18 protein-coding genes are annotated in these 24,741 nt (G+C 38.4%); 13 read left to right on the top strand and 5 right to left on the bottom strand.

The window, feature by feature from the left end; genetic code table 11:
• On the top strand, window positions 1-2,553 hold the full coding sequence (locus tag KMW37_RS17730) for an ATP-binding protein (protein ID WP_215225997.1): 2,553 nt from the start codon (window positions 1-3) through the stop codon (window positions 2,551-2,553).
• A 15-nt stretch (window positions 2,554-2,568) separates the two neighbouring features.
• Here KMW37_RS17730 and KMW37_RS17725 read toward each other — a convergent pair whose 3' ends face one another.
• Both KMW37_RS17725 and KMW37_RS17720 read right to left on the bottom strand, forming a co-directional pair.
• Window positions 2,569-3,954 carry a sigma-54-dependent transcriptional regulator gene (locus tag KMW37_RS17725; protein ID WP_215225996.1) on the bottom strand — a complete coding sequence of 462 codons (1,386 nt, stop codon included), beginning with the start codon at window positions 3,952-3,954 and terminating at the stop codon, window positions 2,569-2,571.
• Between the two features lie 331 nt (window positions 3,955-4,285).
• A complete protein-coding gene (locus KMW37_RS17720; protein ID WP_215225995.1) occupies window positions 4,286-4,615 on the bottom strand; it encodes a hypothetical protein in 330 nt (109 codons plus the stop codon).
• 388 nt (window positions 4,616-5,003) lie between these two features.
• On the opposite strand from KMW37_RS17720, the gene murI reads away from it, so the two are divergent.
• The 3 genes from murI (at window position 5,004) to KMW37_RS17705 (ending at window position 9,128) form a co-directional block, all read left to right on the top strand.
• Entirely contained in the window at window positions 5,004-5,810 is an 807-nt protein-coding gene (gene murI, locus KMW37_RS17715) for a glutamate racemase (RefSeq protein WP_215225994.1), read from the top strand.
• Window positions 5,811-6,089: 279 nt separating this feature from the next.
• Window positions 6,090-7,973: an amidophosphoribosyltransferase gene (locus KMW37_RS17710; protein WP_215225993.1), complete on the top strand. Its 1,884-nt coding sequence runs from the start codon at window positions 6,090-6,092 to the stop codon at window positions 7,971-7,973.
• Window positions 7,974-8,075: 102 nt separating this feature from the next.
• The gene (locus KMW37_RS17705) at window positions 8,076-9,128 is read left to right on the top strand and encodes a M42 family metallopeptidase (protein ID WP_215225992.1); all 1,053 of its coding nucleotides are present in this window, start codon (window positions 8,076-8,078) and stop codon (window positions 9,126-9,128) included.
• A gap of 49 nt (window positions 9,129-9,177) precedes the next feature.
• Here the strand turns inward: KMW37_RS17705 and KMW37_RS17700 are convergent, their stop codons facing one another.
• Window positions 9,178-9,627 carry a hypothetical protein gene (locus KMW37_RS17700; protein ID WP_215225991.1) on the bottom strand — a complete coding sequence of 150 codons (450 nt, stop codon included), beginning with the start codon at window positions 9,625-9,627 and terminating at the stop codon, window positions 9,178-9,180.
• Window positions 9,614-10,219 carry an acyl carrier protein phosphodiesterase gene (locus KMW37_RS17695; protein WP_215225990.1) on the bottom strand — a complete coding sequence of 202 codons (606 nt, stop codon included), beginning with the start codon at window positions 10,217-10,219 and terminating at the stop codon, window positions 9,614-9,616. The genes KMW37_RS17700 and KMW37_RS17695 overlap by 14 nt, the downstream gene beginning before the upstream one ends.
• Window positions 10,220-10,291: 72 nt before the next feature.
• On the opposite strand from KMW37_RS17695, the gene KMW37_RS17690 reads away from it, so the two are divergent.
• Complete coding sequence (locus KMW37_RS17690; RefSeq protein ID WP_215225989.1) at window positions 10,292-12,220, top strand: AAA domain-containing protein; 1,929 nt, start codon at window positions 10,292-10,294, stop codon at window positions 12,218-12,220.
• 54 nt (window positions 12,221-12,274) lie between these two features.
• On the opposite strand, the gene KMW37_RS17685 is transcribed toward KMW37_RS17690, so the two are convergent.
• Window positions 12,275-12,808, bottom strand: a complete 534-nt coding sequence (locus KMW37_RS17685) for a DUF4924 family protein (RefSeq protein ID WP_215225988.1) — start codon at window positions 12,806-12,808, stop codon at window positions 12,275-12,277.
• A gap of 178 nt (window positions 12,809-12,986) precedes the next feature.
• Between KMW37_RS17685 and lepA the strand changes: the two genes are divergently transcribed.
• The 8 genes from lepA to KMW37_RS17645 all read left to right on the top strand — a co-directional run bounded on the left by lepA (window position 12,987) and on the right by KMW37_RS17645 (window position 24,680).
• Window positions 12,987-14,780, top strand: coding sequence for a translation elongation factor 4 (lepA, locus tag KMW37_RS17680; protein ID WP_215225987.1), 1,794 nt, complete (start codon window positions 12,987-12,989; stop codon window positions 14,778-14,780).
• Between the two features lie 105 nt (window positions 14,781-14,885).
• On the top strand, window positions 14,886-15,242 hold the full coding sequence (locus KMW37_RS17675) for a four helix bundle protein (RefSeq protein ID WP_215225986.1): 357 nt from the start codon (window positions 14,886-14,888) through the stop codon (window positions 15,240-15,242).
• A 75-nt stretch (window positions 15,243-15,317) separates the two neighbouring features.
• Window positions 15,318-16,202, top strand: a complete 885-nt coding sequence (locus KMW37_RS17670) for a bifunctional 5,10-methylenetetrahydrofolate dehydrogenase/5,10-methenyltetrahydrofolate cyclohydrolase (protein ID WP_215225985.1) — start codon at window positions 15,318-15,320, stop codon at window positions 16,200-16,202.
• A gap of 131 nt (window positions 16,203-16,333) precedes the next feature.
• Window positions 16,334-16,960, top strand: a complete 627-nt coding sequence (locus KMW37_RS17665) for a 7-carboxy-7-deazaguanine synthase QueE (protein WP_215225984.1) — start codon at window positions 16,334-16,336, stop codon at window positions 16,958-16,960.
• A gap of 4 nt (window positions 16,961-16,964) precedes the next feature.
• Entirely contained in the window at window positions 16,965-18,875 is a 1,911-nt protein-coding gene (locus KMW37_RS17660) for an OmpA family protein (RefSeq protein ID WP_215225983.1), read from the top strand.
• Between the two features lie 481 nt (window positions 18,876-19,356).
• Entirely contained in the window at window positions 19,357-22,335 is a 2,979-nt protein-coding gene (locus tag KMW37_RS17655) for a SusC/RagA family TonB-linked outer membrane protein (protein ID WP_215225982.1), read from the top strand.
• Window positions 22,336-22,347: 12 nt separating this feature from the next.
• Window positions 22,348-23,811, top strand: coding sequence for a RagB/SusD family nutrient uptake outer membrane protein (locus KMW37_RS17650; protein WP_215225981.1), 1,464 nt, complete (start codon window positions 22,348-22,350; stop codon window positions 23,809-23,811).
• A gap of 11 nt (window positions 23,812-23,822) precedes the next feature.
• Window positions 23,823-24,680: a DUF4843 domain-containing protein gene (locus tag KMW37_RS17645; protein ID WP_215225980.1), complete on the top strand. Its 858-nt coding sequence runs from the start codon at window positions 23,823-23,825 to the stop codon at window positions 24,678-24,680.
• The last annotated feature ends 61 nt before the right edge of the window (window positions 24,681-24,741 follow it).

Below are 24,741 nucleotides of genomic sequence, written 5' to 3'. Positions count from 1 at the left end.
GTGAAGAGGAAAGAAACTACCCATAAAGCCAGAAAAAAAGTAGTGTTGGGCTTTTTGTTGGCCATTTTTTTGGTATTAAGTGTTTGTGCTATTACCTACTTTAGTATTGATAAGTTATTGAATACAGCCCAAAACCTGTCAGAGCCTAATGACAGGGTGCAACAGCTGAATGCCTTGCTGGCAGATGTGTACCAACTGGACAAGGTAAAGGGAGATTTTAAAGCACAGGGTGATTCCACAGTGACAGAAACCTATCTTGATCTTATTGAGGGGAGGTTAGAGTACCTGGAGAAAAGTGCTAATGATAGTGCTGAATTGAATCACCTTAAAAAGATCAACTTTAATATCAATGAACTGGTAGTGGTATACAATGGCCTGAAAGATGTAAAGAAAAACCTGATTAATAGAAATTTCAGTCAGCAGGCCTTGAAAAGCCTGGAAACAAAAATAAAGCGGCAGGAAGAGATCAATAGATTGCAAAGTTTGGGACGTATCCGATTTGACCATAAAATCAGAAGGACCAAACCTGTAGAATTTGATCTTAATAGTAGCAAGAAAAGCGCTGCTGATTCTGGAAATGGGAGTTTGATATCTTCTGAGGAAATAGAAAATCTTCGAAGTATGTTTCAGCAGTTTCGGCCACAAGCCGGAGAGGATGATTCAGTAGATTTTGAGGGAAACAATACAACCGATTCTATTTTATATGCCGTTAAACGTTTTTTGTTGGATATCAACTATCAAGAGCAGCATTTAAGGTCCAGTCTGGCCAATTTGGAAGGGGAGCTTACCTTGAAAAATAAAGAGCTGATCGAGGAAATACAATCCCTTATTTCCAATCTTCAGGAGGATGCTATTAAAGAAAGCCAACAGAAAAATGATTCCTTATATGAACTGGCCTTTGATGTATCCATTCTTTTAGGAGTATTGATATTAGTCGGGGTGCTAGGGACTTCAGCATTCATATATAGTATACTAACAGAGATCAGAAAAGACGAAAGTTATCGGGAAGACTTAGAGGTGGCTAAGGAAAGATCCGATAAGCTGGCCAAGGCCAAGCAGAACTTTTTGGCCAATATGAGCCATGAAATAAGGAATCCTCTTCACACCATCCAAGGATATAATGCTGCCATTAAAAAGACAGCAATGAGCCCTGACCAGGAGGATTATGTGAATATGGTGGGTTTTGCTGCCGAAACCTTATCAGGTATAGTTAATGATATTCTTGACCTTTCTAAGTTGGAAGCGGGTAAGATTTCCATAGAGAAATCACCATTTGATCCCCATAAACTTTTCAATTCTATTAAAAACAGTTTTGAGTTGAAAGCCAATGAAAAACAAATTGATTTTAAGTGGAATGTGAATTTGCCAAAGGATAAATGGATAGTGGGGGATGAATTGAGAGTCAGTCAGATTTTAAATAATCTGATCAGTAATGCCCTTAAGTTTACCGAGCATGGCAAAGTGGAAGTTAGTATTGATTTCGAAAAGAAAGGCTTTCTGTGCATGAAAGTGGAAGATACGGGTATAGGTATGACTGAGGAGTTCAAAGAGAATATCTTCAAGGAGTTCAATCAGGGGGATGGTTCTATTAACCGAAGATATGGTGGTACAGGTTTAGGCTTGACCATAGTGAAACGTATGTTGGAACTGCAAAAAGGAGAAATGGAACTTACTAGTGAAGTAGGAGAAGGAACTTCTATTCATTTGAAGATACCGTCTAAATTAGTTGAAGCAGAAGTGAAAAATGCTGCTGATAATGAGACTTCCTTTGATATCAGTCAGCTTAATATTTTACTGGTCGATGATGATTCCGTAGGGCTTAAATTTGCCAAATTGTTATTGGAAAGTAATGGTGCGACCGTGAAAGCCATGCAGGGTGGAACAAAGATTAGAGATGGTGTCATTGATGAGGATTATGATGTCTTTTTGATCGATATTCAAATGCCAGAAGTCAGTGGTTATGATGTTTTAAGATTGCTTAGGGAAAATAAAAAGTACAAGGATATTCCTGCTATTGCGATGACCGCCAATGTGTTTGCCAAAGAGAAGGATGAAATCTCAAATGTGGGCTTTGACGCCATCGTGTTGAAACCTTTTAAAGAGGAGGATTTGTTGAATAAAATAGGCGAAATCCTAAATTTAGAGATTGTACCACTGGCAAAGGGGGGGGACAAATCTTCCTCTGAACCTAGTGTTTCCGAGGATTCAAGCTATGATACTTCTGATTTGAGAAAATTCTGTATGGATGATGAAGAAATGCTGAAAGAAGTATTGACGGATTTTTGTATAAGTACCAGCAATGACCTGGTGGATCTGAATATGTTTGGCGAGGCTAATAATTGGTCTGAAGTGTTGGAAGTAGCGCATAAGCTGGGAAGCCGATTAGGGCAGCTGAAGATAAAGACAGCTACCTTGGCTAGGGGATTAGAACATGATCTTAAAGAGGGGGACCATTCAAAAGCGCATGAAATGATTGAAAAAATAAAAGTTGATACTCTTCAAGTCATAGATAGAATACTTAAAGAATATCAACTTATGAGTAAGATTGATTGATAATTCAACGAAGATTTAATCAATTCCGTATTTTTCTATTTTATTATAAAGTGTCTTTCTATCAATATTCAGGATCTTAGCAGCTCTTGATTTGTTGTATTTAACCTCACTTAAGGTCTTAATAATCATGGCTTTCTCCTGCGTTTCAAATGAAGACTTTAGATCTTTTGTTTCGCTGGTTTGCCTGCTAGAGCTTTCAGGTACCAAAAGGTCAACGGGTAATGCTTCTTTCTGGATTTTACCTTCTGGTGTTAATAACACAGCTCTTTTGATGATGTTTTTAAGCTCTCTTAGGTTTCCAGGCCAGCTGTAGTTTTGGAATATTGTGATTACTTCAGGTGAGAAGCCTTCAATGTTCCTGCCCAAGTCCTCATTTGCTTCGTCAAGAAAGATGTCTGCATAATGAAACAAATCTTCAGTTCTTTCTCTCAATGGGGTTGATTTTAGGCTGAACTCATTAAGTCTGTGGTATAAGTCTTCTCTGAATTCTCCAGTTTTTGAAGCTTGGGAAAGGTCTTCATTGGTTGCAACTATTATCCTTACATCTATTGGGATATCTTTGGTGCTACCAATTTTTTTGATTTTTCGCTCCTGAATAGCTCTGAGGAGCTTTATCTGAACTTCATAGCTTAAGTTCCCGATTTCATCTAGGAATATGGTACCTCCATTGGCTGTTTCGAAATGGCCAGTTTTATTGTCCAAGGCACCTGTAAAGGATCCTTTCACATGTCCAAATAGTTCACTCCCTGCAAGTTCTTTAGACAGTGATCCACAGTCAATAGCTACAAAGGGGCCATCTTTTCTGGATGATTTTTCATGTATTCTTTTAGAAATAAATTCTTTACCAGTACCGCTTTCTCCCAATACCATTACGCTCATCTCTGTGGGAGCTACTAGTGAAATATATTGTTCTAGCTGTAGGGCTTCGGGGCTTTTTCCAACCACATATTGGGTATTGGTGGCTTGTTTTTGTGTGGTGCTTTTTGCAGTTGAAGGACTAGGAGTGGGACTTTCTTTGACAGTTTGGTTTTTTGGGGCAGCCTTAAGGGCTTCTTGAACTGTTGAAAGTAACTCGTCAGGATTAACTGGTTTGGTGATGTACTCAAAAGCGCCCAGTTTCATGGATTTTACTGCTGTGCGGATATCAGAATAATTGGTGATTAGAATAACTTTTGTGTCCTTTTCTGAATGAATAATATTCTCCAAAACTTCCATTCCCGTACCATCAGGAAGTCTGTAGTCAGTGATAACCAGGTCATAATCTTCCTTTTCCATGTCAGAGGAAGCATCTTTTATCCTAGTAGTGGTATGAACCGTAAACTGATGCTTCTCCAAGAAGTTTTTTATGATTTTGGAATAGGTTAAATCATCTTCAATGAGAAGTATTTTTTCTTTAGCCATAGGTTTCTTTTATATCAGTAATCAGGTACAAGCCGAAACTATGCCATAAAGCTCGGACTCAATGATTATTTATTAATAATTAATCCCTAGTCCCTTTTTTTAGGGTTTAAATGGTCTGTTACTACTTGATTTGTAGGGTGTTGTGATTAGGGGTTCTTGCAAAAGTAACCATAAAATATTTGCCATTATCAATAATAATGGAAGATTTTTACGGGTTTCCTAAGTGTTTTATTACCAATGGTTTAAAATGTGTTTTAAAGTGGTTAAATCGTGTTTTATATACGTTTTTCCTTGTGTTAATTACGGTGAGTTTTCTGTAAGTGTTTATGTGTTAGTTGCTTATGATGTTTCCTTGTTCGTCGAAGGTAGCGATTATGGCAAATTGCTCTTCGTCAACAAATTTTAGATCGTAGTAAACTTTGCTGCTTAGTTTAAGCATGTTTGCTTCTACTAATTTTAAGTTTGAAAAGATTAAATCTGCTTCTATATTTTTTGCCAATAATACTGGGATTTCATTTGTTGAAATTGGCTCTAATTTCAGTGTCAAATCTGAATTTGTGAAAGCAATAGTATCATTTGAAGGGTGAAGTTTTGTAGGCTTGGTACATCCTTCAAGGATAAACAGGAATAATGGAATTATAAGTATTCTTAAAGTTTTCATTTCAGGTACTCGTTAGGGTTTGTTTCGGTCAAGCGTACTTAATACTGATTTAGGTGATGTTTACGATAATTTTTGGAAGGCTAATATCAGACCAATGGCAAAAAATGGTATAAAAGTAACTTATTTGTAATTGTATAACATGTTGTGGAATTGCTCATGTGGAGAATCTTCTACAATATGTAGAGTATGCTTTGAGTTTTTTTGCTGCAATGAAAAAATTTATGGAAGGGGATAATATTTTTTACAATTGTCTTAAATAATTATATTTGAGCTAAATAATATATTATTAACTCTTTGCTTGCAAAATGCCCTCAAGTACGTGCACTTGAGGGCTTATTTTTTGCACAGCGAATGACTATATTTGGCAATTAAACCTGATCGATTAATTATGGACTCATCCTCTCCAATTGGAATTTTTGATAGTGGAATTGGTGGCTTGACAGTGGCTAGAGCAGTAAAGAACATTATGCCCAATGAGCAGCTGATTTATTTTGGGGATACAGCTCATTTACCATACGGAGATAAAAGCACTGCTTCTATACAGGCTTATTCTGTGAAAATTGCTGATGTATTGCTGAAAGCGAGGTGTAAAGCAATCTTAATTGCTTGCAATTCAGCATCTACTGCAGCATTTGAGTTGGTGAAGGCTTATGTGGCTTCGAGGGCAAAAGTTTTTGATGTGATTGAGCCTGTTGTTGATTATGTGTCCTTACATCATGAAGGTAAAAAAGTGGGATTGATCGGTACCAAGCAAACGGTAAATTCAGGTGTTTATAGACAGAAGATAGAGGCCCTCAATAAAGGTGTGCAATTTTCTTCCTTGGCCACTCCATTATTGGCGCCTATGATTGAGGAGGGCTTTCATAATAATCAGATCAGTCAGGTGATCGTTCGGAACTATTTGGAAGAGGCTGAGTTAAAAGATGTGGATGCTTTGATTTTAGGTTGTACTCATTATCCTTTGATTAAATCCCAAATAGAAAGTATTTATAATGGCAAAGTGGAGGTGATTGATAGTTCAGAAATGGTTGCCCAAGCCACATATACTTCTTTAGAATCACTTGGGCTATTAAATAAAGGAGAAAAACAAAAAGACAGATTTTTGGTTTCTGACTATACTCCATCATTTGAGAATACCACCAAACTTTTTTTTGGCAAGGAAGTAAATTTGGAAAAATATCCTCTTTGGGAATGATTGTTTTTGGAACTGAATTATATCTGTGATTTGTCGGGTTTTATAATGGAGGTTTTTTAAGTAATTATAACTAGGTATAGTTAGACTTGGGGAAATAATGCTGTGGTTATTTGGCTTTATTGCGAAATATTGTTCACCTGAATTTTTTATTACTTATTAATATTTTGAAAAAATGAATTTTTCTTTTCAGAATAAGGTTATCAAAGCCCATATTAATGTGGGGGAAAGTTATAAAAAAGATGTAACTTTGCTTCTTAAAATATTACTTGCTAATACTCGATGAGCGATCAAATCAAACACGAATGCGGGATTGCCATGATCAGGCTCCGCAAACCTCTTCAATATTATATTGATAAGTACGGAACTCCCTTGTATGCTGCAAACCGACTTTATGTCCTTATGCAAAAGCAGATCAACAGGGGGCAAGATGGTGCAGGTATTGCGAATATCAAGATCAACAGCAAACCAGGAACCCGATACATTAGTAGGTATCGGTCAATTGACCCGCAAGCAGTTAACTCCATTTTCGCCAAAGTATCTAAGAAATATAAAAAGGCGAAGAAGCTTGGAGGTGAAGAAGGCCTAAAGGATGCACAGTGGATAAAAGACAATGTTGCTTTTTCCGGAGAAGTGTGGTTAGGTCACCTTAGGTATGGTACACACGGTGAAAATAGTATAGAAACCTGTCATCCATTTCTAAGGCAGAATAATTGGAGGAGTAGAAATTTGGTCATGGCAGGGAACTTCAATATGACCAATGTGGAGGAATTGTTCGGTAAGCTGGTTGAATTAGGGCAGCACCCTAAGGAAAAAACAGATACTGTGACGGTCATGGAGAAAATCGGCCACTTTGTGGATGAAGAAAATCAAAGGATTTTTAATAAGTATAAGGAAGAGTACTCCAATAATGAAATCACTGAGGTGATCGAAAGAGAGTTGGATGTAGCCAGAATATTAAGAAGATCATGTAGGGACTTTGATGGTGGCTATGCGATGGCAGGGATCATCGGAAACGGTGCCAGCTTCGTGGTAAGAGATCCTTCAGGAATCAGACCTGCATACTATTACGCTGATGATGAAATAGTGGTGATTGCTTCAGAGAAGCCTGCTATCAAATCAGCTTTCAATATCGATTATAATGCCATCAAGGAAATCCAGCCTGGTAATGCCTTGATCGTAAACAAAGATGGTTCTTATGGTGAACATGAGATCATTCCAGCTTTAGAAAAGAAATCGTGTAGTTTCGAAAGAATATATTTTTCCAGAGGTACAGATCCAGACATTTACAGAGAGCGTAAGCAGCTAGGCAGGGCCCTCATCCCCCAAATTTTAAAAACCATAGATTTTGATCTGAAAAACACGGTATTTTCCTATATTCCTAATACTGCTGAAACAGCCTTTTTAGGCCTAATTGAAGGCTTGGAAGATTATTTGAGTGTTAAAAGAAGAGAGATTCTACTAGATGGTAAGCCCCATTTGGGTGATGTGGAGGAGCTGCTCAATTTCCGCCCTAGAGTGGAAAAGTTGGTCAATAAGGATGTGAAACTAAGAACCTTTATTACTAATGATAATGACAGGGATGTGATGGTGGCCAATGTCTATGATACTACTTATGAGGTGATCAGACCAGAAGTGGATACGATTGTAGTATTGGATGACAGTATTGTTCGCGGTACGACTCTGGAAAAGAGCATTTTGACCACTTTGGATAAGTTAAACCCTAAGCGAATTATAGTAGTCTCTTCAGCTCCGCAAATTAGATTTCCTGATTGTTACGGCATCGACATGTCAAAGATGAAGGAGTTCATTGCCTTTAGAGCGGCTTTGAAATTGTTGGAGGAAACAGGACAGCAATATATTTTGGATGAGGTTTATGAAAAATGTATCGCCCATCCGAATGCAGGAGAGAATTTTGTGAAGGAAGTTTATAATCAATTTACTCCTCAAGAAATATCAGATAAGATCGCTGATATTATTACTGCAGATCAGATCAAAGCTGAAGTTAAAGTGATTTATCAGACCGTAGAAAACCTGAACAAGTCTTGCCCTGAGCACCTTGGTGATTGGTATTTTACTGGTAATTTCCCTACTGCAGGAGGTATGCGAGTGGTAAACAAATCCTTTGTTAACTTTATGGAAGGAAAAGCCGTAAGAGCATATTAAGAAATACATGATTGAATTTTAGAAAAGGCCATTTTAACTGATGGCCTTTTTTGGCTTTATGGCCAGAAAACCTAAGTTTCTCATATTAATCATAATAGCAACATGAGTATAAATACAGGACTTTTAAAGCAAGTTTGCGAAATCGCCGGTGCACCCGGCTTCGAAAAAAGAATAAGGGATTTGGTAATTGAACAAGTGACTCCACTGGTTGACGAAGTTAAAGTGGATAATTTGGGAAATGTGATTGCTGTAAAAAAAGGTGTCAATAATCCGGAAGGGAAGAAGGTCATGGTGGCTGCCCATATGGATGAGATTGGCTTCATCGTAACCCATATAGATGACAGTGGTTTTCTAAGGTTCCATACTTTGGGTGGTTTTGATCCGAAAACCTTGACCGCGCAACGTGTGATCGTTCATGGGGGAAAGGATTTGGTAGGCGTGATGGGAAGTAAGCCTATACATGTGATGACGCCTGAGGAAAGGAATAAGTTGCCTAAAACAACCGATTACTTTATTGATCTTGGAATGAGCAAGGAGGAAGTGGAGCAGTACGTTTCAATTGGAGATCCAGTAACCAGGGATAGAGAATTGGTGGAGATGGGAAACTGCGTTAACTGTAAGTCAATTGATAATAGGGTAGCGGTATTTATTTTATTAGAAGCTTTGAAGTCCATCAAAAATCCCCCTTATGATGTTTATGCAACATTTACCGTTCAGGAAGAAGTAGGATTAAGAGGGGCAAATGTAGCTGCGCATGGCGTTGATCCGGATTTTGGAATTGCTCTAGATACAACCATTGCCTATGATGTCCCAGGAGCTTCCCCTCATGAAAAAATCACTGAACTCGGAAAAGGAACTGCGATAAAAGTAATGGATGCCATGACCATCTGTGATTATAGAATGGTGGACTTTATGAAGAAAACCGCGTCTGAGAAAAATATTAAATGGCAGCCTGAAATATTAACAGCTGGAGGTACTGATACTGCAGGTGTGCAACGGATGGGCAAGCAGGGAGCTATAGCTGGAGCTATATCTATTCCGACAAGGCATTTACATCAGGTGATTGAGATGGCCAATAAGGATGATATTGCCGCAAGTATAGAATTGCTCAATGCTTGCTTGGAAAACCTTGATAAATATGATTGGCAACATTAAAAATGCCTGTAACAAAAAAGCCTTCTGAGATTAAATCAGAAGGCTTTTTTTAGGATTTTACCTTTTTCTTAGGAATCTTTTTCATAAGATATTTATAGAGTTCCTGATAAGAAGTGTGTTCGTGATTGCTAAGGCTAATTGAGGTTTTATCTTCAAAAGCAATGGTCAACTGTCGGAATTCTTTTTTATTGGTAATGACAATTTCTTCTTGCCAGGCTAGTATTTGGCTAAGATTATAAGTTTTTTTAAATCCTTTTAAAGGTAATCGCACTTCAATTTCGCTCTTTCCTGCACTTATAAAACGATAGCCTGCCATCATTTTTACGAGGATCAATAAAATAACCACCGTAAGCAATGCGGCACTGATCAAGTAGAAAAATAACCCATAGGACCTGGAAGTGCTAAAGTCATTGAGAATATAGCTGAGCCCAGAAATAAGGATAATCACTATGGCTGTTAGTGAAATATAAGTAGCTCTTTTTGGTTTACATTGAATCATAATCTTTTAATAGCTCTTCTAGTTTTCCTTTGGCAAATTTAACCAAATCAGGAAAGAAAGCATCAAAATAAGTCTTAAGCTTTGCTTCGTTTTCTTTTAAAAATAGGTGTGCGGTTTCCATTTTAGAGTCAAATTTCGTGTGTTTGGAAATACCCGTTAAGGAAGCTTTCATTCCTTCAATAGTGCCATAAGCCACCAGCCAATTGTCTTTTTTCATATAATGAAATAGATACATGAAGCTTTGCGGTAGTAAATAATCGTTTTTTTTTATAGTCTTATAAACATTGTCCGCAAATTCTTCAATACTTCTGTTGTCGTAATCTTCCCAGTATTTGCTAAGGAAATAATCAAAGTAAACATCGGTAATGACTAGGGAGTATCTTTTGTAATGCGGTTTTAATAATTCCTGAGCCTCTTTTACGATAGGGTGGCTATCAGTGAAATTATCAATTTCTCTATGAAGTTTGATTCCCGCTACTATCCTAGGTTCGAATTGTTCCTCTAAATTGCCACGGACAAAGTCTCCAATAAAGTTACCTAAAAGCACCTTTGGATGGTCAAATGAAAGATATGCGTGCGCTAAAAAATTCAAGGCAGAAAAAAGGGTTAAATGGTTCTCAACATTATCAAATACATTAGCTTTGATTATTAAAAATAACCATTGATGTCGAAAATACAGGAAGAATTAAAATTTACTTTACAACTTTTAAAAAAAGAGTGGGCAGAGGATTTGGAGCAATACCGCTTAAAAACACTTAGTGCTTCGCTTGCGGATAAGAAAAAGGAAGGTATCTGCTGGTATCCCGTGCAAGTGATCAAAACTAAAGTTGGTATGGGCGAAAGGTTGATATTGGAAGTGGAGAGAGCAGAAAGTGGCCGGTCCCATAGTTTCCAGTCGGGTAAATCCATTTCTTTATTTTCCAATTTCTCAGAGGGGAAAGCCCTTAGAGCCAATGGTGTTGTGAATTTTGTCCGTAAGAATACCATGACCATTACGCTTATGGGCAATGAATGGCCAGATTGGCTCCATGACGGTAAGTTGGGAGTAGACCTTCATTTTGACGAGGCCAGTTACCGGGAAATGGACTTTGCTATGAATAGTGTCATAAAAGCAGAGAGTGGAAGGTTGGGCCAATTGAGGGAGGTCCTATTAGGCGAAAACCAAGCTGCTTTTAATAATGACATAAGTCTTGAGAATATTGAAACCTTAAATGACAGTCAGAATGCTGCGGTAGGAAAGGTTTTAAGTGCCCAAGATGTGGCAATAATTCATGGTCCTCCAGGTACAGGAAAGACTACTACTATTGTGGCTGCCATCAAGGAGGTTTTAAAAGAGAGCTCACAGGTATTGGTTTGCGCCCCAAGCAATGCAGCTGTAGATCTTTTGGTTGAGAAATTAACGTTTAATGGCGTGTCCACACTGAGAATTGGGCATCCAGCAAGAGTGGACGATCAGATTTTAGAACAGACCTTGGATGCTAAGATTGCTGCGCATAATAGTTACAAAGACCTCAAAAAATTGCGGAAAGCAGTGGAGGAGTATAGAAGAATGGGCAGGAAGTACAAACGGAATTTTGGACATGCTGAACGTGAGCAGAGAAAGCGTTTAATGGCAGAGGCAAGTAAGGCCAAGGATGCGGCTTCCCATTTAGAAGATTATATATTATTTGATGTTTTTCAGCAAAGCCAAGTGATTGCAACTACCTTGGTAGGTGCGAATAATCCAGTACTAAAGGGGATGAAATTTCCCGTAGCTTTTATCGATGAAGCAGGTCAAGGGTTGGAGCCTGCCACTTGGATACCTGTAATGAAAGCTGAGAAGATTATTATGGCAGGAGATCACTGTCAACTTCCTCCAACAATCAAATCTTATCAAGCCAGTCAAGAAGGCTTAAGTGAAACCTTATTTGAAAAGGTGATCAAAAGACAGGTTGAGGCCAGTTCAATGCTAAATCTCCAGTACAGAATGCCTGAAATGATCATGAAATTTTCAAGCAAGTACTTTTATCATGAAGCATTGCAGGCTGCCGAAAATACATTGAGCCACCGTTTGGCTGAGGAAGAGCCGGTTATTGAGTTTATAGATACTGCAGGAAGCGGCTTTAATGAACACTTAGAGAAAGATTCCTTGAGTAAACTCAATACAGAAGAGGGTAGATTTTCTCTAGGTTTGTTAGAAAAAATAATTGAAAGGCTAGGGATAGATATTTTTAAAACCAGTACCTATACTTTTGGGATTATTTCTCCCTATAAAGCCCAGGTTAAGAAGCTTGCCGAATTATTGGAGGAAGGAGAAGGGTTTGACCAATTAAGGGAATTAAGAGATAATATTAGCATAGGGACTATCGATGGTTTTCAAGGCCAGGAAAGGGATATTGTTTTGATCAGTTTGGTACGGTCCAATGAACAAGGTGAAATTGGCTTCCTCGCTGATACTAGAAGAATGAATGTGGCGCTGACCCGAGCCAAGCGGAAGTTGATCGTTGTGGGAGATAGTGCTACTTTGAGTGCCCATCCATTTTATCAGCAGTATTTGGATTTTGTGACAGAAAATGGTTTTTACAAGAGCATTTACGAAGTGATGGAATTTTAAAAAGCCTGAACGTCAACTGATGTTCAGGCTTTATTAACTTTGAAAGATTTTTTGTTATTGATCTTTCTTTTCTTCCATATAAGCAAGATTAAGATAACTCAAGACGCTTCCAAAAGCCTGTGCGGATCTTTCCTGTTCTGGGCTTAGTTTTTTACCAGTGAGGCGGCATAACAGGAGTCCGTAAACCCCGTTTATACAAATTTGGATTTCATGACCTAAATCCTGTCCATCTGCAGCCATGATAGCTTCGATTATATGGGGCTTGGCTTCATTGTAGATTTTAAAGTATTCTTGGTCATTCTTGAGTAGGCTCCAATGGATATTAGCCAAGCGGTCGACCTCTTTTTGAGTAGCAGAAAGATGGCCGGTTTCCTGGATTTTTTCATTCTGCATTTCCCGTAACAAATGGCGGAACCAATCTGTAATTTCAGCTTTTTCCTCTTCTGATACTGGATAGTGGGAAATAACATATTGGCGGATTTCGTCCATGTTGAACTGGAATGACCTTATCAGGTCTTCCATTTGGTACATATAGACAATATACTCACCTATGTTTTTCTCTTTTTTCTTTTCCGCCAGCTGTTTCATGATTCGATTATGATATTGGAGCTGCAAAGATAAGGAGCTTAAAAAGGTTCAACAAGTCCAAAATGAGAATAGAAAGTCCAAAGGAGGTATGGGAATGTCAGGTATTAAGGTACTTAATGATAAATATGTCAAGGCTATACTGTTAAAACACTAACTATTTACTATTTTTGCCCTCAGAATGGATATGCAAAAAATAAGAAATTTCTGTATCATAGCCCATATTGATCATGGGAAGAGTACATTGGCGGATCGTCTGCTACAGTTTACCAATACGGTGACTGAAAGGGAGATGCAAAATCAATTATTGGATAATATGGATCTTGAGCGTGAGAGGGGGATTACCATTAAGTCTCATGCCATCCAGATGAAATATAATTACAAGGGAGAGGAGTTTACCCTGAACCTGATTGATACACCAGGTCACGTGGATTTCTCATACGAGGTTTCTCGTTCAATTGCTGCCTGTGAAGGTGCATTATTGATTGTGGATGCCTCGCAAGGTGTGGAAGCCCAAACAATTTCCAATCTTTATTTGGCGATGGAACATGATCTTGAGATCATTCCTGTATTGAATAAAATAGACCTTCCAGGTGCAGACCCAGAGGTTGTGGCCGATGAGGTGATCGATTTGATTGGATGTGAGAAGGAGGATATTATTCATGCGTCTGGAAAAGAAGGCTTGGGTATAGAAGATATATTGAATGCAGTAGTCGAAAAAGTACCTGCTCCTAAAGGAGACGTGGATGAGCCATTGCAGGCCATGATTTTTGACTCAGTATATAACCCTTTCCGTGGAGTTGAGGTTCTTTTCCGAGTGTTCAATGGAACCATCAAGAAAGGTGACAAAATTAAGTTTGTCAATACCGGAAAAGAATATGATGCTGATGAAATCGGTATTTTAGGTATACAACAAAAGCCGCAGGACACGATAAGTGCTGGTAATGTAGGTTATTTGATTTCTGGTATCAAGGTAGCTAAAGAAGTAAAGGTGGGGGATACCATTACCCATATAAAAAGACCTTGTACCAAAGCTATCCAAGGGTTCGAAAATGTGAAGCCTATGGTATTTGCTGGGATTTACCCTGTTGATACTACTGAGTTTGAGGAGTTGAGAGCTTCCATGGAAAAACTTCAGCTGAATGATGCTTCTTTGGTATGGGAACCAGAGACCTCGGCTGCATTGGGCTTTGGCTTCCGTTGCGGGTTCTTGGGGATGCTTCATATGGAGATTATTCAGGAGCGATTGGAGCGGGAGTTTGATATGACGGTTATCACTACGGTGCCTTCAGTTCAGTTCAAAGCTTTGATGAATAACGGAGAATACAAACTGATCAATGCACCATCTGATATGCCTGATCCAAATCTTTTCAAGCAAATTGAGGAACCATTCGTACATGCATCCATTATTACAAAGTCAGATTATGTTGGTCCGGTAATCCAGTTATGTATGGAAAAAAGGGGGCAAATCAAAAACCAGGTTTACCTTACTGCAGATAGGGTAGAGTTGTCTTTTGATATGCCACTTGCTGAAATTGTATTTGATTTCTTCGATAAGCTTAAGACCATTTCCAGGGGCTATGCTTCTTTGGATTATGAACTAAGAGATAATAAACCATCCAACATGGTTCGTTTGGATGTGATGTTGAATGGTGAGGTAGTGGATGCTTTGTCTGCTGTAGTACACAGGGACAAGGCTTACGAGTGGGGTAAGCGACTTTGTGAGAAATTGAAGGAATTAGTGCCACGTCAAATGTTTGAAATTGCTATTCAAGCTGCAATTGGTACGAAGATTATTGCTAGGGAAACTGTAAAAGCCATGCGTAAAAACGTATTGGCCAAGTGTTATGGTGGTGATATTTCCCGTAAGCGTAAACTACTTGAAAAGCAGAAGAAAGGTAAGAAGCGTATGAGGCAGGTAGGTAATGTGGAAGTGCCTCAAGAAGCATTTATGGCAGTATTGAAATTAGATTAAAAGAAAATACGAAGAGGGAGGTTTGAAGTAGGAAGTATTCAGTTAAATTAATTTATTAATTTTCTAAACGATCATTATTGTTTTAACACTGAATTACTTTTTACTATGAAAAATAACCTGATTCAAAGAACAAAGGAATATGCTGTGAAAACATGGTTCTTTTGTTCCAAACTTCCCAAATCCAGAGAGTATAATGCTTATGTTAATCAGTTGATAAGATGTTCCAGCTCGGTAGGTGCTAATTATAGAGCATCCCAAAGGGCTAAATCAACAGCTGATTTTCTAAATAAATTAAAAATAGTTGAGGAAGAGGCTGACGAAAGTCTTTACTTCCTGGAAATATTAAAAGAGATAAAGCCTGACTTGTCAAAAGATATTGAAGTATTACATCAAGAAGGCAATGAAATATTGTCAATAATGGTAGCTTCAATTAAGAAAGTTAAGCTTAATAATAGTAAATAGGTGAAGAGAGGGACAAGAAGCTTTTTATAAAACTTCGTACTTCCCACTTCGACCTTCTCACTTAAAAAATAAATTATGCCTACAATAATAGACGGTAAAAAAACATCAGCAGAAATTAAAAATGAAATTGCTGACCGAGTTAAGGAAATCAAAAAAGAAGGAGGTAAAATCCCTCATTTGGCTGCTATCTTGGTGGGTAATGATGGAGCCAGTCAGACTTATGTAGGTGCCAAAGTAAAAGCTTGTGAGTTTGTGGGGTTTGATTCCACATTGGTAAGGCTAGAGGATAGTGTCTCTGAGGAGGAGCTATTGAAGACAGTAGAAGATATCAATGAGAACCCCGCTATCGATGGGTTGATTGTTCAGCTTCCATTGCCAGATCATATCTCCGTGGAGAAAGTAACTGCTAAGATCAAGCCTGAAAAAGATGTGGATGGATTTACTCCAGCAAACGTTGGCAGAATGGCTTTGAACTGGCCAACATATGTTGCTGCAACGCCTTATGGAATTGTGGAATTACTTAAGAGATATAATGTGGAAACTTCCGGTAAACACTGTGTGGTTATTGGTAGAAGCCATATAGTAGGCTCTCCAATGAGCATCTTGATGGCCAGAAATGGAAATCCAGGAAACTGTACCGTTACCCTTACTCACAGTAGAACGCAAAACTTAAAGGAGATTACCAAAACAGCAGATATCCTTATTGTGGCAATTGGCAAGCCTGAGTTTGTAACAGCAGATATGGTCAAAGAAGGAGCTGTAGTAGTGGATGTGGGGATTCATAGAATTGAAGATGCTAGCAAGAAAAGCGGTTTCCGTTTGATTGGCGATGTTAAGTTTGATGAGGTTGCTGATAAAGTTTCAGCAATTACTCCCGTTCCAGGAGGTGTTGGTCCGATGACCATTGCTTCATTATTGTATAATACATTACAGTCAGCTGAAAGAAAGGTTTATTCTTAATTAATTTATGCTATTTATGGCAGGCTTTGTAATTGGGAGGAACCTTCCAGTCATGAAGCCTGCTTTTTTATATAAAAGGGCAAAGACCTAAATAATTAGCGGTTCAATTACCCGCTCAATCAAAAATTATTATGGAAGAGAAAGTGTTAGTGGAAAAAGGATTGAAGCTTCCGGTAATGGAGGCGTTTTACACCATTCAAGGTGAGGGGACTTTTACGGGCCATCCTGCCTATTTTATTCGTTTGGGGGGCTGTGATGTAGGTTGTGTTTGGTGTGATGTTAAAGAATCATGGGAAGCAGGAAAGTGGCCAATACTTTCTGTTGAAGAAATTGTACAAGGAGCATTGGAGCATCCAGGGAGATTGGTGGTGATTACAGGAGGGGAGCCTTTGATGTATGATTTAAACCCTCTTACCTCTTTGTTAAAAGAGAAGGGTTTTACTACCAATATTGAAACCAGTGGAACACATCCATTTTCTGGTGATTTTGATTGGGTATGTTTTTCACCCAAGAAATTCAAGGAGCCCCACGAGAGTATTTTTGAACGGGCAAATGAGCTCAAAGTGATTGTTTTTCATAAGAGTGATTTTGATTTTGCAGAAAAACATGCTGCCAAGGTGTCAAAAAACTGCAAAAAACTCCTTCAGCCTGAATGGAGCAAGTCCAAAAAGTATACCAACGAAATAATTAATTACGTAAAAAGTCATCCAGATTGGAATATTTCGCTCCAAACTCATAAATTTATGGATATACCATAAATAAATGCGAACAACCCAAATAGTCCTCTTTTTTATATTTATCAGTTTTAATCTTTACGGGCAAGAGTATTCCGTTGATGATAGGAGAGCCATTAAGCTTTACCAAGAGGGGGAAGACTTGACTTTGAGGAGAAGATATGATCAGGCTATTGAAAAATTTGAGTTAGCGGTAAAAAGAAATGACCACTTTTTAGAGGCCTATAAAAAATGGTCTCAGTTATTACTAAATAGAGGGGATTATTCTGAAGCACTTCAGGTGTCTATAAACGGAGATATTAAAAGTGAAGGGAATATTGAACATAAGGCCAATTTTGCTTGGTTGATCACCAATATTTATTTGAAGTCTGGGGACTTTAACCAAGCTATTCAAAAGTTCGAAGAATCGCAGCAATATTTCTCCAGTAGTCTAAAGACTTCTTATGCCTATAAAGAAATGGAGGAACAACTTGCCTTTATCAAGGAAGAGATGAAAAAGGCCAAGGAAATTGATAAAGAAAAGCTACCTGTTCCTCTCAATGAGTTTCATCAACAATATTTCCCCGTTTTAACAGCAGATAGCAAACAGATCTTATTCACCAAAAGAGATGGTGTCGCCCGAACAGATCACGAGGACATCTTTACCTCTTCTTGGGATGGGATGAGCTGGTCCAGTCCTGAGGCTTTGGGGAGAAACATTAATACAATGTACAATGAGGGGACTTGTACCATTTCCGCTGATGGGAATATATTGATTTATACCAGCTGTGATGCACCGGATTCCTATGGTTCTTGTGATTTATATATTGCCTACAGGGTAGATGGCCAATGGCAGAAACCAAAAAATATGGGAGAGAAGGTGAATTCCAGGTACTGGGATTCGCAGCCATCATTATCAGCAGATGGCAGCATTCTTTTCTTTTCATCCAATAGAAGAGGTGGATTTGGAGGGAATGATATTTATTATTCTATGAGGACAAAAGATGGACTTTGGTCTGTGCCAGTCAATGTGGGGGAAGTGGTGAATACTAAGTTTGATGAGGTGTCTCCATTCCTATATTTCAATAATGAGCTGTTGTTTTTTGCATCGGATGGGCATTTGGGCTTTGGAGGAATGGACCTGTTTAGCAGTAAGATCAATAAAGGAGATTTTGAAATCCCTGATAATCTAGGTTATCCTATAAATGATCAAAGGGATCAATTGGCTTTGTTCATTACAGCCCAAAGAGATTATGCTTATTACACTGAAAACTCTATTAGGAATGGTGTTTTGGATAGATCGTATTTATACCGTTTTAACTTTCCAAAGGAAATAGATTTAGGCGAAAGATTAATAGTTACAGGAGGAAAGGTGATGAACGAAAAGACAGGCAAGCCTATAGTGGCTTCCTTGGCTTTAGTGAATCTGGAAAATGATAGTACCCTTTATGAGTTTAGGTCAAGTGGAGATTCAGGGAAATTCATGATGATATACCCTGACAAGGCTTTTTCTGGACTGTATGTTGAAAAGAAAGGTTTTTTGCCGAAGATTTATAACGTTGAAAAAGATAGCTTGAAGGATATAAAAAATATGGAAATTGGCCTTAAGCCAGTAGCCAAAGGTGAACAGTTTCTATTTGAAAATGTGTTTTTTGATTTTGATAAATCTGAATTAAGGCCTGAATCTAAAAGCTCTTTATTAAGGCTTAAGAAATTCCTTTTGGAAAATGATCAAGTGAATATTGTTATCGAGGGTCATACTGATAATATTGGAGAAGAAAGTTATAATCAAGACTTAAGCATGCGCAGAGCCAAAAGTGTGGAGGCTTACTTGATAGAAAATGGAATTCCAGCATCCAGATTGGATGTAATGGGCTGGGGAGATAAAAAACCTCTAGTGCCCAATTCAAATCAGTCTAATCGGGCAAAAAATAGAAGAATTGAAATAGTTATAAATTAATTTTCCGGAAAAAAAATTTCGTTGGTTTCTATATTGAGTCGTTTTATTGTCGTTTTTTAACCTTTTATTTTTATGATTTATTTAATTTTTTCGCATTAATTTATTGTATTTCAATGTGTTAACTCTTGTTTCTTCTAAGGTGTAAGTTCGTAAAGGTATATATCGGCTACCTTAATAATAGCGTGGTCAATTTATTACACTTTGATATTAATAATGTTCTAAATGGTGTTTAGTTGATATTTGTGGTTGAAATATTATTTGGTATTAATGTTTTTTGAAGTAATAGGATTGGTTTTTTTGATAATGAGATATGTTTTGGTTTGTGTAATCCTTTCGGAATAAAATTTCGTAAATAATGATATTAGTAATCTGTCATGAAATCATCAATTATTATAGCTAATTGAAATTGGGATTTGATATTGGATTATTAGAGGATAATAGACTATCTTATAGATGTTAAACCAAAATAAAATTATTTATCATGAAGAAAATTTTACTGCTAGGACTGGTATTCCTAATGGCCTGTGCCATGGTGTACGGTCAAAGCCGTACTGTCACTGGGGTAGTGTCCTCCGCTTCAGATGGAGAGGTCATTCCAGGGGCTACGGTTCTCGTTAAAGGGACTACAGTAGGAGTAGCTACAGACCTTGATGGAGAGTATTCCATTAATGTACCTACAGGTAGCTCAGTTCTTATTTTTAGTTTCGTGGGGATGAAGGGGATTGAAGTTCCAATTGGGAACAAATCAATAATTAATGTTGAATTGGAACCCGATGTACAAACTTTGTCTGAGTTTGTGATTACCTCATATGGTGATCAATCCAAAAGAGAGATTACAGGGGCCATAGCTTCGGTAAAAGGCGAAGTTTTCGCGAACCTTCCAATGCAGTCATTTGATCGTGCCATGCAGGGAAGAATCGCTGGTGTGCAGGTAACCTCTGGAAGCGGGCAGCCAGGAGGAACTTTGAATGTAAGGGTAAGAGGGACAGGATCCATTAATGCTGGTAATTCTCCTCTTTACATCGTGGATGGAGTGCAGCTAACTCCAGGAAGTGTTTCTACTCAGGGTGACCAAAATGGTCTTGCAGCGATTAACCCTAATGATATTGAATCCATTGAAGTATTGAAAGATGCTGCCGCAGCTGCCATTTATGGGGCCCAAGCTGCAAATGGGGTAGTACTGATCACTACTAAAAGAGGTCGTGAGGGAAAAACGGATATATCCCTTTCTGTACAAGAAGGTATAGTGCAGCCCTTGGGCTTATACGATATGATGAATGCCACTGAGCTTGCAACCATCAAAAGAGCTGCTTATATCAATGCAGGATTAAACCCTAATGATGCAGCGGCTATTTATGGAAATCCTGAAGACCCAGATCTTGAGTCCATTGACTGGGTGGATGAACTTTACAGAGATAATGCAAGATTGAGCATATATGATCTTTCTATTACCGGAGGTGATGAAAAAACCACTTTTTATCTTTCTGGCTCTTATACGTCCCAAGAAGGACAAATTGTTCAATCGGATTATAAGCGAGGAACAGGTAGGTTGAACCTGACCCACCGTCCAAATGATAAGTTTACTGTAACGGCTAATTTGTCTCTAGCTTATCAGAGAACCAATGGGACTATAGACAGAGGTAATTTTGTGAATGGACCCTTTGTGGCAGGATACTCAGCGAGACCAAATGTTCCTATCTATGATGAAGATGGTGGATTTGCTATGTACCCATCAGATCACTTATTTGGTTACAATATCGTCCAAGGTGTTTATGAAGAATTGAGGAGGGCCACTACTGTACAGTCAGTGTCTAATTTATCATTGAATTATCAGTTTACGCCATGGTTAAGCTTTACATCATATGCTGGTATTGATTTTACTGATAATCGTGATGAAAACAACAGGCCTTCTACTATTCCTGCTTTCTCATCCTATGGAGGGTCTGCAACATACACGGACAGAAGGTATAATAACTTCAATACCAACCATAACTTCAATTTCAATAAGTCTTTCGAGGATGTTCATAATATTTCAGGGATCCTAGGTTTTGAATATAAGGGGGCTCAGGATGAGTTGAGCGCAGCAACTGGTAGAGGATTTGCAAACCCAACTTTAAGGTACTTGCAAAATGCCGCTACTCCTTATGACGTTAACGGTAACTATACTGAATATAAGCGAGCGGGTATTTTTGGTCAAGCGAAGTATGATTACGATGACCGATACAATGCCGAAGTAATTGTTAGAAGGGACGGTAATTCCCGTTTCGGTTCAGAATATAAATGGGGTACATTCTATGCATTTTCTGCTGGATGGAGAATTTCCTCAGAGGAATTCCTCCAGGACATGGACTGGATAGATAATTTAAGGATGAGGGCATCCTATGGTGTTACTGGTAATTCTGAAATTTCCAATTTTGCTTCAAGGACTTTGGTAGGAAGTGCAGGGCAATATTTAGGAAATGCAGCTTTAAGAGTGTCGCAATTAGGCAATGATTTATTGACTTGGGAAGAAGCGGAAACATTTAATATAGGTTTGGACTGGACCTTGTTCAATGGAAGGTTAATTGGTACAGTAGATTTTTGGAGAAAGAATTCAAATGCATTGCTTTTGGATACTCCTCTTCCTATTGATGCCGGCTTTAGAACAATTACTAGAAATACAGGGAAAGTGAGAAATCAAGGAATTGATATCGATCTACAAACTGTAAATATTGTTTCGGGGGACTTCCAGTGGAATACTGCTTTCAATATTACCTTCTTGGAGAATGAATTGATGGAGCTGTATGACGGATTGGATAGAATTGGTAACGATTATATAGTTGGAAAACCGATTAGCTTCATATATTCCAATGAGTTTTTGGGAGTTAACCCAGCTAATGGTAGGGTCATGTATGAGGATGAAAATGGGGAATATACCTATATAGCGGGTGAATCTTCATTAAGGTATATTGGAAGTGCCTTGCCAAACAGCTATGGTGGTTTATCCAATTCATTCAGTTATGGTCCTGTATCCTTGGAGGTCTTTTTCCAATACCAATTTGGAAACAAAGTTTTCAACCAGGATTTATATAATATAGCCTACGCGGGAGCAAGTCCTGATAATCAGGTAGTTTCTCAGTTGGATTATTGGAAGGAACCGGGGGATATTACCAAGACTCCTAAGCCATATGAAGGAGGCCAAGAACCTGGTACTTCAAGCATTGGGACTCAATCGACCAGGTTGGTCAATGATGGCGGATATATCAGGTTAAAGCAAGTAACCCTGAATTACTCATTACCTGTGGCCATTGCCAATAAAATAGGAATGAAGAGGGCAAGGATTTATGCTCAGGGAATCAATCTAGCAACTTTCACCAAGTTTAATGGTATTGATCCTGAAGTACTAAGTGTGGGATCCAGCACCTATGGTGCTTATCCAAATTCTAAGCAATTTTCCGCGGGAATCAATCTAACATTCTAAGACTAAGGCAAAATGAAAAACATTATAAAAATACTATTTGTTGGTTCAGCTTTAGCAATGGGGGCATGTTCAGATTTATTGGATACAGAGCCTCGCCAAAGCTTAACACCCGATACTGCATTGGCAGATGTGGAAGGCTATCAATCACTGGCATATTCCATGTATGGAAGAACTAGGGGATTTGATTATTACGGTCAGGTTATGCTTGTGGCCCCTGATGTATTGGCAGACAATTTAAAAGTTATAGCCAATACGGGTAGATATATTGGAGAGGAAGCAAATGCAGATCGTAAGCATATAAACTTGTGGGAGTTCACAGAAATCGATGATGCTTCTGATAATAACCCCGGAGTATATGCTTCCATCAATGATGCCAATATTATTATTGCAGGGATAGATGATGTCGAGGGAGATGATAATTTAAGGAACAGAGTAAAAGGGGAAGCTTATTTTATCAGGGCCCTAAATTACTTTGATTTGGCCAGGGTTTATGGTTATGAGCCAGGACAAGAAGTAAATGGTTTTGATTTAAGTGTGATTTTAAGAACCACGCCCACTTTGGGTTTGTCATCTGCTGATTTCAGGGCCAGGTCCACTAATGATGAAGTGTATGCTCAGATAGTTTCGGATTTGAATGACGCCATTGATTTATTGCCGAGTGCAAGTTTGGGAACTACTGGGGTCTATAGGGCTTCAAAGGGAGCAGCGCAAGCATTATTGGCTAGGGTTTATCTCTATATGGCCAATTATTCAGAGGCTGAAACTATGGCTTCAAATGCCATGGTGAGTTTTGGTTTGACCAACAATGGTAGTGGTCTAATGGAGGCAGAAGATTATGTCGCTGGCTTTTCTACTGCACCTAATCCTGAATCTTTATTTGAAGTTGAAATTCGATCTCAGGATTGGTTGAGTACTGATGGCTTGAATAATTCAATGTGTTCACTTCTCTCCAATGTATACACGGGTGCTCAGTTTATTCTGACTGTGTCTGATGATTTGCTTGCTTCCTATGAAGCAGGAGATGTCCGGTTGGACACTTGGGCAGCTACAGTGAGAGAGGGTACTGCAGGCACCTTTTACCGATCCAACAAGTGGTTAGGACATAAGGGGGATTTTCTTGAAAACCTTCCAATTATGCGGGCCTCTGAATTGTATTTGATCCGGGCCGAAGCTAGATATAAAACTTCCAATGAAGTTGGTGCCAGAGCAGATCTTAATGCATTGAGAAGCAAAAGAGGGTTGGGCAATACCGCAGCCAGCGGAACGGCTTTGATGGAGCTTATCATGCATGAAAATAGAGTGGAATTTGCAACTGAAGGGCATAGATGGTTTGATTTGAAAAGAAATGGTATGACAATTACCAAATCTGGAAGTTTCGAACCTGTTCCTTATACCGATTATAGAATTTTATCCCCTATTCCTCAGGATGAAATCATTCTGAATGAATTGTTGGAAAATAATCCACAGTATAACTAAACAAAGGAGAAATGATGAGACAGCATAAATCAAAATATATATACTTATTAGTAGCTCTAGTATCCTTTGTGGCAACATCCTGTTTCGATGATCCAGGTTTAGAGACTACATGGAATGGTTCAGAAATTGAGTTTAATGCAGCTAACCTACCTAATGGTTATACAGAGAACTTTGAGAAGGAAGATGGTAATGACACTCAGACTGATATGGGCATGATCCAAGTCAATTTGGTGGGAGCGCCTGCTACTAGTGATCTTACTATAGAAGTAGCAGTGGACCCTAGTTCTACGGCTATTCAAAGTGTCCATTACAATTTGCCTTCCAATACCGTGACCATCCCAGCCGGCGAGGTATCGGGGACATTAATGGTGGAAGTATTGATTGGTAATATTGGACTGGATGAAACCCCAGATTTGGTATTGAAAATTACAGATGCCAGTGGTGCAAAAATAAGTGCTAATTATGGAGAGTTGACCTATAAAATGAGAATGGTTTGCGCTTCTAAATTGGAGGGGACTTATTCGGTGTTTTGGGAAACACTGATTTATGGAGATAGTAATGGTGGAGCAAACCAAACCTTAAATAACTATTCTTTTGGAAATACAATTGATATTTCTAAAATAGGAACTGGTGTTTATCAATTAAGTGATATGACCTTTGGATTATATCCAAATGGTTATAATGATACTGCACCCAAAGGTAGGATAAGTGATAATTGTAATGTGATTACAGGTGATGCGAGCAATGCAGATCAATACAGTGATCCATTTACAATCAATGGTGTCTCGGATCCTGATAGCAAAACTATTCGGATCGTATGGTCAAATACCTATGGTGATGGAGGTACTGTAGTACTTACAAAAGAATAATTTTAGTTAGTGATTTTTTAAAGGGAGATGTTAGGTCTCCCTTTTTTATTCCAAACTTTTT

This window comes from Echinicola shivajiensis, from assembly GCF_018642165.1.
GTDB lineage: Bacteria > Bacteroidota > Bacteroidia > Cytophagales > Cyclobacteriaceae > Echinicola > Echinicola shivajiensis.
Note: the sequence above shows the minus strand (reverse complement) of the source record. Positions and strands in the feature narration are given on the sequence as shown.

Excerpts from the sequence above, each read along its gene's own strand:
- KMW37_RS17685 (WP_215225988.1), bottom strand. The coding sequence starts at position 12,808 with ATGAAACAGCTGGCGGAAAAGAAAAAAGAGAAAAACATAGGTGAGTAT.
- KMW37_RS17710 (WP_215225993.1), top strand. The coding sequence starts at position 6,090 with ATGAGCGATCAAATCAAACACGAATGCGGGATTGCCATGATCAGGCTC.
- KMW37_RS17675 (WP_215225986.1), top strand. The coding sequence starts at position 14,886 with ATGAAAAATAACCTGATTCAAAGAACAAAGGAATATGCTGTGAAAACA.
- KMW37_RS17645 (WP_215225980.1), top strand. The coding sequence starts at position 23,823 with ATGATGAGACAGCATAAATCAAAATATATATACTTATTAGTAGCTCTA.
- KMW37_RS17655 (WP_215225982.1), top strand. The coding sequence starts at position 19,357 with ATGAAGAAAATTTTACTGCTAGGACTGGTATTCCTAATGGCCTGTGCC.
- KMW37_RS17720 (WP_215225995.1), bottom strand. The coding sequence starts at position 4,615 with ATGAAAACTTTAAGAATACTTATAATTCCATTATTCCTGTTTATCCTT.
- KMW37_RS17725 (WP_215225996.1), bottom strand. The coding sequence starts at position 3,954 with ATGGCTAAAGAAAAAATACTTCTCATTGAAGATGATTTAACCTATTCC.
- KMW37_RS17700 (WP_215225991.1), bottom strand. The coding sequence starts at position 9,627 with ATGATTCAATGTAAACCAAAAAGAGCTACTTATATTTCACTAACAGCC.
- murI (WP_215225994.1), top strand. The coding sequence starts at position 5,004 with ATGGACTCATCCTCTCCAATTGGAATTTTTGATAGTGGAATTGGTGGC.
- KMW37_RS17665 (WP_215225984.1), top strand. The coding sequence starts at position 16,334 with ATGGAAGAGAAAGTGTTAGTGGAAAAAGGATTGAAGCTTCCGGTAATG.
- KMW37_RS17670 (WP_215225985.1), top strand. The coding sequence starts at position 15,318 with ATGCCTACAATAATAGACGGTAAAAAAACATCAGCAGAAATTAAAAAT.
- KMW37_RS17650 (WP_215225981.1), top strand. The coding sequence starts at position 22,348 with ATGAAAAACATTATAAAAATACTATTTGTTGGTTCAGCTTTAGCAATG.
- lepA (WP_215225987.1), top strand. The coding sequence starts at position 12,987 with ATGGATATGCAAAAAATAAGAAATTTCTGTATCATAGCCCATATTGAT.
- KMW37_RS17705 (WP_215225992.1), top strand. The coding sequence starts at position 8,076 with ATGAGTATAAATACAGGACTTTTAAAGCAAGTTTGCGAAATCGCCGGT.
- KMW37_RS17690 (WP_215225989.1), top strand. The coding sequence starts at position 10,292 with ATGTCGAAAATACAGGAAGAATTAAAATTTACTTTACAACTTTTAAAA.
- KMW37_RS17660 (WP_215225983.1), top strand. The coding sequence starts at position 16,965 with ATGCGAACAACCCAAATAGTCCTCTTTTTTATATTTATCAGTTTTAAT.